Raw genomic sequence first — 8,805 nt, 5'->3', positions numbered from 1 at the left:
CGGCGTTTGGTTCTTCAGCCGTCCGGCAGGCGGCCGCAGGACTGACGCACCACCAGCCGGCACGGCAGTTTCCGGATGCCTGGCGCGGCGGGCTTGCCGCCGACCAGGGAAAGCAAGGTCAGCCCCGCTTCGCGGCCGAGCGCAGCCAGGTTCATGTCGACCGAGGTCAGCGGCGGGCGCGTCGCTTCGGCCACGATCTCCCAATTGTCGAAACCGATGACGCCGACATCGCCGGGCACGTCGAGACCGCGCTCGCGCAAGGCATCGATGACGCCGCGCGCGATCTGGTCGTTGCCGCAGAAGACGGCGTCCGGCCTTTCGCTTGCGCCGTCGGCCGCGCCGTCGAACAGCCTCGCCACGGCTTCGTGTCCCCAGGCCTCCGACCACGAGCCGAGCAGCGGCTCGGTGCCCGACAGGCCGTTCTCGGTCAGAACATCGCGATAGGCCTGCGCCCTGGCGTGCACCACGGCAAAGCTCGCCGGTCCCGAGACATGGGCGATGCGCCTGCGGCCGAGCCGACAGAAATGCTCCACTGCCAGCCGCGCGCCGCCGGCGTCGTCGGAGACGAAGGCGACGGCGTCGGGATCGGGCTGGGTGAAGGCATAGATCACCGGAATGCGCAGATTGGACAGGTCGACCGGCAGATGACGGTCGATGCGCTTGCCGGTGGCGATGATGCCGTCGACGCGCTTGTCGAGCATGGCCTCGACATGGAGCTGGCCGAGACGCGGATCCTCCTCGACATTGCACAGGAACACCGAGACGCCGGCGTCGACCAGCGCGTCGGAAATGCCCGACATCAGCGGCAGCGAGAAGCGGCCATAGGTATCGTTGGTGAGCAGGCCGACGGTGAAGGAGCGTCGCCGCAGCAGGCTCTGCGCCAGGCTGTTGGGCCGGAAGCCGAGGCGCTGCGCGGTCTCGCGAATGCGCTCGCGGGTCTCGGCGGTCATGCGGCCCTGGTCGTTGAGCGCCTTCGAGGCGGTGGCGACGCTGACGCCAGCCTCGGCCGCCACGTCACGCAAGGTGACGGGCTTGGGAAAGGCTGGCTGATCGTCCAATGCCATTGCGGCGAAAATCCCGATTGGGAAAAGGTTTTCTCTTACAGGCCGGAATGACCCGGCCAATGGCCGAGCCCGCTCGGAAATGTTTGGAAAAACCTTTTCTCAACCCAAGCTAGGCTAGATACAGAGGCTGTTCAAGAGGAAAAGTGGCTGGTCCTCCGGTGGTGCGAAGTGGCCGCCGGAGGGCGGGCTCACGGGCTCGGCGCCCGGCGAGTTCATCAGGCGAATTCCTGATCGGCAGCCGTCAGTGCTGCCCACGGCGCGAGCCAACCAAAGCAGCAATCGGCGACATGTCTACAAACGACTCTTCGGTCTTAACGCTTGCGCAAATATTATCGGTTAGTTCGCTAGTCATGGCCTCGTGGCGGAGCGGCTACGCTGGAGACGGCAAATCTCTGAAGCCTCGGTTCGATCCCGAGGCGAGGCCTCCAAAATCATATGACGTAGAGCCTGCGTCGGACCATCAAGGGCGATGGGTCTTGCCAGCTTGCATTTGCGGCCTGGGCCGGACAGGTCCTAGTCTTCGTTGTGACGCTGACGCGCCGGCAAGAAGACTGCTACCCAGCCGACTTGCGCGCTTTCAGCATCTGACGATCGGGGTCACGTGGCATGCGGCCGGCGTTAAAGCAGCCTATTTGCATTTGGCATGCAGGGCACTCGCCAAAAGAGTGCTATGGAAGGGCGAGAGCTTGCCCGCTCCGACTTTCCCCGACATTCGAGGCCATTTTCGTGCGTGAACCGTCGCTGTTGCCCGTCTTTGGAAAACTTGGCGCCAAGGGACCCCGTGTCGTCGCGGTGGAACCGGTCCCGTCGGCAGGTATCGCCCCACGGCTGCGGGAGGCTCTGGCCGCCCATGGCGGCATGGTGTTGAAGCTGTCGGTCGTCGCCTGGACGATATCGGTCCTGGGCATGGTCTTCTTCATGTTGCAGGGCTGAGGCAAATGGCCAACCGCTACGCACTGCGCATGGACTTGCCCCAAAGCTGGGCCATCATCGACGTCTTCACCGGCCAGCCCGTCGTCGTCAGGCAAAGGGCGATGGTCGGCATGAGCCCGCGCGACGCCAACGCCATGGTCGATCAGATGAATGTCCGGGACGTCGAGCGCCGGGAGAAGGCGGAGCGTAAATCCTGATCCAGCGCCGTCCGCCTGTCGTCTCAGCGGAAGTCGTCGGCCGTCAGCACATACATGCTCTTGCGCGTGCGGTCATAGGCCTTTGACGCTACGTCGCGGATGACACTGCTCTCGGTGTCGAAGGTGGCGAGATAGCCGGCTTCATTGGCTGCCGTCGCCGGCTGCATCCTGGTCATGGCATCGGCGGCGACCGAGAAGGAAATCTGAAACATGCCGTCATAGCCGACGAACCGGATGCGCTTGCCGGCTTCGTCGTAGCTGCGGCTGCGGTTGGGGAAGGTCAGGCTCATGATTTTGCCTCCGTCGTTTTCTTCACCGCGCGTTTCTTCTTCGGCGTCGGGTTCAGGGCCTCGGCCACGCGGTCGGCTTCTTCCTTGGCCAGCCGCAATTGCCTCAGCCTTGCCGTCTTGATCTCCCTGGCCCTCGCTTCGGACATATATTCGGCTGTTGCCTTGTTGCGCTCCGCCGTCTTCTTCTGCTTGTCGACAAAGCGCGCTTCAGCTTTTTCCATGATCGTCTGGTTGCCGTCGGCCATCGAGGAAATCTCCCTTGCGTCTGAAATCGTGAAAATGAACTTGTCCGATAAATAGGCACTCTGCCGGGAAAATTCAAATTTTTGAAATATTTGGTCGTTTTCCGATCCCATGAAACCGGGCGCCGAAATAATACTATGATTATTCAATATCCGCTCGGAATAAATTTTGGCACTCCTATCTATCGAGTGCCAAAGAGCCTATAGAAGGGGGCGGCCGCCTATGCCGGCCCCAGAAAGAAGTTCTCATGAAATTTCGGCCACTCCACGACCGCGTCGTCATCCGGCGCGCCGAAGGCGATATCAAATCCAAGGGCGGCATCATCATTCCCGACAATGCCAAGGAAAAGCCGCAGGAAGGCGAAGTGATCGCGGTTGGTCCCGGCGCCCGCGACGAAAACGGCGCACTTGTTCCGCTCGACGTCAAGGCCGGCGACTTGATCCTGTTCGGCAAATGGTCGGGCACGGAGGTCAAGATCGACGGCGAGGATCTTCTGATCATGAAGGAAGCCGACATCATGGGCGTTATCGAAAAGAGCATCGAAGCCAAGAAGGCCGCCTGAAGCGCCGCGCCTCTGCGCGGTGACGGCTCCACTCCAAATGCGAACTGGATAAAATCATGTCTGCCAAGGAAATCAAATTCTCCACCGATGCGCGCGACCGTATGCTGCGCGGCGTCGAGATCCTCACCAATGCGGTCAAGGTCACGCTCGGCCCCAAGGGCCGCAACGTCATCATCGACAAGGCCTATGGCGCGCCGCGCATCACCAAGGACGGCGTCACCGTCGCCAAGGAAATCGAGCTTGCCGACAAGTTCGAGAACATGGGCGCGCAGATGGTGCGCGAAGTGGCCTCGAAGACCAACGACCTCGCCGGCGACGGCACCACCACTGCCACGGTGCTGGCCGCCTCGATCCTGCGCGAAGGCGCCAAGCTGGTGGCCGCCGGCATGAACCCGATGGACCTCAAGCGCGGCATCGACCAGGCCGTCGCGGCCGTCGTCGTGGAAATCAAGGCGAAGGCCAAGAAGGTCAAATCGTCGGCCGAGATCGCGCAGGTCGGCACAATCGCCGCCAATGGCGATGCCAGCGTCGGCGAGATGATCGCCAAGGCGATGGACAAGGTCGGAAATGACGGCGTCATCACCGTCGAGGAAGCCAAGACCGCGAACACCGAACTCGACGTCGTCGAAGGCATGCAGTTCGACCGCGGCTATCTCTCGCCTTATTTCGTCACCAATGCCGACAAGATGCGCGCGGAGCTGGAAGACCCCTATATTCTCATCCACGAGAAGAAGCTCGGCAATCTGCAGGCAATGCTGCCGATCCTCGAAGCGGTGGTGCAGAGCGGCAGGCCGCTGCTGATCATCTCCGAGGACGTCGAAGGCGAGGCTCTGGCGACGCTGGTCGTCAACAAGCTGCGCGGCGGCCTCAAGGTCGCGGCCGTCAAGGCGCCGGGCTTCGGCGACCGCCGCAAGGCGATGCTGGAAGACATCGCGGTGCTCACATCCGGCCAGATGATCTCCGAGGATCTCGGCATCAAGCTGGAGAACGTCACCATCGAGATGCTCGGTCGCGCCAAGCGCGTGCTGATCGAAAAGGACACCACCACGATCATCGACGGCGCCGGCACCAAGGCGACCATCCAGGCGCGCGTCGCCCAGATCAAGGGCCAGATCGAGGAAACCACCTCCGACTATGACAAGGAGAAGCTGCAGGAGCGGCTGGCCAAGCTCTCCGGCGGCGTTGCCGTCATCCGCGTCGGCGGCGCCACCGAGTCGGAAGTCAAGGAAAAGAAGGATCGCATCGACGACGCGCTGAACGCCACGCGCGCGGCGGTCGAGGAAGGCATCGTGCCAGGCGGCGGCGTGGCTCTGCTGCGTGCCAGGACGGCGCTTGCCGGCCTGGGCGGCGCCAACGCCGATGTCACCGCCGGCATCTCGATCGTGCTCAGGGCACTCGAAGCGCCGCTCCGCCAGATCGCCGAGAATTCGGGCGTTGAAGGCTCTGTTGTCGTCGGCAAGCTCTCCGACAGCAAGGACCACAACCAGGGTTTCGATGCCCAGAACGAGGCGTATGTCGACATGATCAAGGCGGGCATCGTCGATCCGGCGAAAGTGGTGCGCACCGCGTTGCAAGATGCCGGCTCGATCGCCGCGCTTTTGATCACCGCCGAAGCGATGATCTCGGACATTCCGGCCAAGGATGCCGCGCCTGCGGGCAGCGGTGGCGGCATGGGCGGCTACTAGGATTCGACCGGCTCGCGAAGATGGTTTCATAAAAGCCGTCTTTCAGGCCTGATCCGTATCTCGCCGAACCGGCCTTTGCCGCAGGCGAGACGACTATCGCCGGGGGATTCTCCCCCGGCGCGCAGGCCTCTGGCCCAGGAGATCGATCCATGATCGTGTTCGTGCAGAAGCCACAGACGGTCGTCACGACCGAAACGACAGAGGAAAGCCGCTTCGACCGCATCCGCAGGATTGCCGCCGACAAGCACAAGAAATCCGAGCCCGATCCGGCAACGCCACAAAAGGGCGAACCCAAGCGTCCGATGTAATAGCGGCGCCGCCGCCGCTACATTCCGCTCAACCTCAGCACCACATCGCGCGTCAGCGGCGCAAGTTCGACGGAATTGGTCGAGCCGGGCTCCAGCCAGATGATCTCCTCGATCTCGGCGGCGGCTATCGGCTGGCCGTCGATGGAGAGCGCGAACAATTCCGCCTCGACCGTGCTGTCCGGCTCGTTGGCGGCCGTGGCCGAGAACAGGCCGAGCCAGGAGGTGGTGGCGGGGTCGATCACCAATCCGAGTTCCTCGCGCAGTTCGCGCATCAGGGTGTCGAGCGGGGCCTCGCGCGGCTCGATCTTGCCGCCGGGCTGCATGAAGGCGCTGGTGCCGCGCTTGCGCACCAAAAGCAGCCGGCCCGACGCATCCGCGATGACGCCGGCAGCGATCCTGATCTTGCGGCTTTCGTGGCGGGTAGGATTCACGGTAGACTGTTCCGGTGGTCGTTTGGTGCAGAGCGCCTGCGGAAAACGGAACCGCGATTCTCAGTTCGGAGACAAGCCATGTTCGCAGCCAAGGCCATCGACACTTCGGACAAGGCCGCGTTCTACCGCGATCTTGCCGCGCAACTGAAGGCGCTGCTCGAGGGCGAGGGCGACTCGATCGCCAATGCCGCCAACACCGCGGCGCTGATCTTCCAGATGGTGCCCGATCTCAACTGGGCGGGCTTCTATTTCCTGGCCTCGGACGAGGAATTGGTGCTGGGTCCGTTCCAGGGCAAGCCGGCCTGCGTGCGCATCGCCGTAGGCAAGGGCGTATGCGGCACGGCGGTCGAACTCGGCACCTCGATGCTTATCAAGGACGTGCACGATTTCCCCGGCCACATCGCCTGCGACGCCGATTCGCGTTCGGAACTGGTCGTGCTTCTCGAAGACGATGAAGGCGTCTTCGGCGTGCTCGATCTCGACAGCCCGCTGCCCGGCCGCTTCGACAAGGCGGACCAGGCCGGCATCGAAACGCTGGCCGCGATCTATGTCGCGGCCAGTTCGTTCGAGGATTAGGCGCTTTCCTGCCGGACAGAAGGGGGCGCCGTAGAGCGCTACCTTTGGGGCCTAGGCCAACTTCACCAGCATCAGACTGAAGCCGCCGATGAATAGGAAGGCGGAGAAGGCGAGCGCCAGCGGGCGCAGGCCGCGCGAGCGCAGCTGCGAGATATCGGCCTGCAGGCCCATGGCGGCCAGCCCCATGGTCAGCATGATGGTGGTGGCGAGCGCCATCGCCGATTTCACTTCGGCGGGTATCGTGACAAGGCTGTTCAGAGCCACGACGGCGACGAAGGCGGCGACGAACCATGGCATGGGCGGGCGCGCCGCCTGCTGGTCGCTGCTGCTCTTGCGGCGCGCCATCAGGCCCAGCGCGATGACCATCGGCGCCAGCATGGCGACGCGGGTGAGCTTGGCGACGGTGGCGATCTCGCCCGATTGGGTGCCGTTCTGGAAGCCGGCGCCGATGACCTGCGCCACCTCATGGATCGAGGCGCCCGCCCACAGGCCGAAAGCATGCTGGTCGAGGCCGAGCAGCGGCGCCAGCAGCGGGAAGCCGAGCATGGCGACGGTGCCGAACAAGGTGATCGAGGCGACGGCGTAGGTGACGTCCTCGTCGCGCGCGTCGGTGACGATGTTGGTGGCCACGATTGCCGAGGCACCGCAGATCGAGGTGCCGGCGGCGATCAGCTGCGCCAGTTTCGCGTCGACGCCGATCAGCCGGCCGAGCGTGATGGTGAAGACGAAGGTGGCGCCAAGGGTGGCTGCCACGATGCCGACACCGCCGGCGCCGATCGACACCACCTGGCCGAGCGTCAGCTGGAAACCGAGCAGCACTATGGCGAAGCGCAGCAGCCGGCGCTGCGAAAACGCGATGCCGGCCTTGGCGTGCCCCGGCGTGCCGAGCACGTTGGAGTAGATCATGCCGGCGACGACGGCTATTATCATCGGGCTGAACAGGGCAAAGCCGGAGACGTTGCGAGCCGAGAAGGCCACCGCAGTGATCATCGCGACCAATATCATACCGGGCACGGGTCCGGCCTTGGTCGAGTCGAGCGCCTTGCGGCGCTGCGCGGGTTCGGCGGAAATCAGGCTTTTTGGAATGTCGTTCGCAATGTGGGATAAGGAAGACAACGTCATGCTCCAGGCGACTTCGCCCGGGGAATGCCATTCCCCAACTAATCTTTCCAATGAATTATTTTCGTTAGAATGATCGATTTTCCAGGACGGTTTTCCGGCTTACGTGACCAAAATGCGGTCGTCGGCCAAGGGCCGATACGGCCTCTAATCAGGGTTGGTGAGGCAGCGCGGTAAAGAGGCTGGGGCACCGCCAGAAGGTGGCTTGGCGTCGGCTTGACGGGCCACTCATGCTGCGCCAGCTTGGCGCCATGTTCGTTCTTCCCCGCGCCAATGTCATGCGACGCCGAACCTGTACACTGCGAGGCGGCATGATTGCGCGACGACGAGGAGTGGCCCGTTAATTCCGGTTCGTTCTTCCCAGCCCCGCCCGCGAAACCGCCGGCGGGCTGTTCATGTCTGGAGCCCTCGATGAGCATCAATCCTTCCATCCAGTTCCGGCAGGCCGGGCCGGCGGACGCCGCAGCCATCCGGGACATCGTGCGCTTGGCCTATGCCAAATGGGTGCCGCTGATCGGCCGCGAACCGCTGCCCATGCGCGCCGACTACGACATAGCGGTTGCAGAGCATGAGTTCGACCTTGCGACCGACCAGGGCGAAATCGTCGGCGCGATCGAAACCATGCCGGCCGACGATCATGTCTGGATCGAGAATGTCTGCGTGGCACCGCATGCGCAGGGAAGGGGGATCGGCCGGCTGTTGCTGGAGCGGGCTGAACGCAAGGCGCGCGAGGCGGGCCGCAACGAACTTCGCCTGCTGACCAATGGCGCCTTCGCGGCCAATGTGTCGCTTTACAAGAGGCACGGCTATAGGATCGACCGGGAGGAGCCGTTCATGAACGGTACGACTGTCTATATGAGCAAGAGGCTCGCTGGATAGACCGCAATCGGAGTTCGACAATGGCTGCCAAAATCAGGCTGAAGCAACTGCCCGGGCTGTACGCGATTTCGCGGCTCGAGCCTGGAGCGAGCGTTCCCGGTTGGGCGGACGGGCCAGGCTTCGTCAGCATCACCAGAACCGAGGATGAACTTTCGATCGTCTGTCTGCAGGATCGCGTTCCAGATGGCGTCAAGCGGGATGACGAGTGGGTCGCCTTCAAGCTCCAAGGACCTTTCGCTTTCGATGAAACCGGCATCGTGTTGTCGATCATCAGGCCACTGTCGGAAAACGAGCTGGGCATTTTCGTGGTGTCGACTTTCGACGGCGATCACCTGCTGGTGAAAGCCGCCGATCGGGTCGCGGCGACACGGCTTCTGGGCGAAGCGGGGCATACTCTGCTTTAACTCGTTCTATTCCAGCTATCGCCCGCCCGGCTGGTTCAACCGCTCGCGGCTCGCTCACCAGTTCGGGGGTTGCGTTTGACAGTGCCGGTCGCGCATCGTTATTTCTAACCAGAT

The 8,805-nt window shown here is 63.3% G+C and carries 13 protein-coding genes; 8 read left to right on the top strand and 5 right to left on the bottom strand.

Features of this window, described 5'->3' with window-relative positions; all coding sequences use genetic code 11:
* Positions 1 to 14 precede the first annotated feature (14 nt).
* A complete protein-coding gene (locus tag FJ986_RS12105) occupies positions 15 to 1,064 on the bottom strand; it encodes a LacI family DNA-binding transcriptional regulator (protein ID WP_140516252.1) in 1,050 nt (349 codons plus the stop codon).
* A gap of 726 nt (positions 1,065 to 1,790) precedes the next feature.
* Between FJ986_RS12105 and FJ986_RS12100 the strand changes: the two genes are divergently transcribed.
* Complete coding sequence (locus tag FJ986_RS12100) at positions 1,791 to 1,997, top strand: hypothetical protein (RefSeq protein ID WP_140499194.1); 207 nt, start codon at positions 1,791 to 1,793, stop codon at positions 1,995 to 1,997.
* Between the two features lie 5 nt (positions 1,998 to 2,002).
* Positions 2,003 to 2,194: a hypothetical protein gene (locus FJ986_RS12095; protein ID WP_140674379.1), complete on the top strand. Its 192-nt coding sequence runs from the start codon at positions 2,003 to 2,005 to the stop codon at positions 2,192 to 2,194.
* A gap of 23 nt (positions 2,195 to 2,217) precedes the next feature.
* Here FJ986_RS12095 and FJ986_RS12090 read toward each other — a convergent pair whose 3' ends face one another.
* Together FJ986_RS12090 and FJ986_RS12085 are read right to left on the bottom strand one after the other, a co-directional pair.
* Entirely contained in the window at positions 2,218 to 2,484 is a 267-nt protein-coding gene (locus FJ986_RS12090) for a DUF1488 domain-containing protein (protein ID WP_140499190.1), read from the bottom strand.
* Entirely contained in the window at positions 2,481 to 2,729 is a 249-nt protein-coding gene (locus FJ986_RS12085) for a hypothetical protein (RefSeq protein WP_140499188.1), read from the bottom strand. Before FJ986_RS12085 ends, FJ986_RS12090 begins: the two co-directional genes overlap by 4 nt.
* 245 nt (positions 2,730 to 2,974) lie before the next feature.
* Here FJ986_RS12085 and FJ986_RS12080 point away from each other — a divergent pair, with 245 nt between their 5' ends.
* The 3 genes from FJ986_RS12080 to FJ986_RS30465 all read left to right on the top strand — a co-directional run bounded on the left by FJ986_RS12080 (position 2,975) and on the right by FJ986_RS30465 (position 5,282).
* Positions 2,975 to 3,289 (top strand): co-chaperone GroES, encoded by a 315-nt coding sequence (locus FJ986_RS12080; RefSeq protein WP_140499186.1) that lies wholly within the window; start codon positions 2,975 to 2,977, stop codon positions 3,287 to 3,289.
* Between the two features lie 56 nt (positions 3,290 to 3,345).
* Positions 3,346 to 4,974, top strand: coding sequence for a chaperonin GroEL (gene groL, locus FJ986_RS12075; RefSeq protein ID WP_140516244.1), 1,629 nt, complete (start codon positions 3,346 to 3,348; stop codon positions 4,972 to 4,974).
* A gap of 149 nt (positions 4,975 to 5,123) precedes the next feature.
* A complete protein-coding gene (locus tag FJ986_RS30465; RefSeq protein WP_181167670.1) occupies positions 5,124 to 5,282 on the top strand; it encodes a hypothetical protein in 159 nt (52 codons plus the stop codon).
* A 17-nt stretch (positions 5,283 to 5,299) separates the two neighbouring features.
* Here the strand turns inward: FJ986_RS30465 and FJ986_RS12070 are convergent, their stop codons facing one another.
* Entirely contained in the window at positions 5,300 to 5,713 is a 414-nt protein-coding gene (locus FJ986_RS12070; RefSeq protein ID WP_140559861.1) for an NUDIX domain-containing protein, read from the bottom strand.
* A gap of 78 nt (positions 5,714 to 5,791) precedes the next feature.
* On the opposite strand from FJ986_RS12070, the gene FJ986_RS12065 reads away from it, so the two are divergent.
* A complete protein-coding gene (locus FJ986_RS12065; protein ID WP_140499180.1) occupies positions 5,792 to 6,289 on the top strand; it encodes a GAF domain-containing protein in 498 nt (165 codons plus the stop codon).
* 51 nt (positions 6,290 to 6,340) lie between these two features.
* On the opposite strand, the gene FJ986_RS12060 is transcribed toward FJ986_RS12065, so the two are convergent.
* A complete protein-coding gene (locus tag FJ986_RS12060) occupies positions 6,341 to 7,405 on the bottom strand; it encodes a YeiH family protein (RefSeq protein WP_140559860.1) in 1,065 nt (354 codons plus the stop codon).
* Positions 7,406 to 7,819: 414 nt separating this feature from the next.
* Here FJ986_RS12060 and FJ986_RS12055 point away from each other — a divergent pair, with 414 nt between their 5' ends.
* Entirely contained in the window at positions 7,820 to 8,287 is a 468-nt protein-coding gene (locus FJ986_RS12055) for a GNAT family N-acetyltransferase (RefSeq protein ID WP_140674377.1), read from the top strand.
* Between the two features lie 20 nt (positions 8,288 to 8,307).
* Positions 8,308 to 8,691 (top strand): ACT domain-containing protein, encoded by a 384-nt coding sequence (locus tag FJ986_RS12050; protein WP_140499174.1) that lies wholly within the window; start codon positions 8,308 to 8,310, stop codon positions 8,689 to 8,691.
* Positions 8,692 to 8,805: the final 114 nt, after the last annotated feature.

Origin of the sequence: Mesorhizobium sp. B1-1-1 (assembly GCF_006442955.1) — a bacterium.
Classification (GTDB): domain Bacteria; phylum Pseudomonadota; class Alphaproteobacteria; order Rhizobiales; family Rhizobiaceae; genus Mesorhizobium.
Note: the sequence above shows the minus strand (reverse complement) of the source record. Positions and strands in the feature narration are given on the sequence as shown.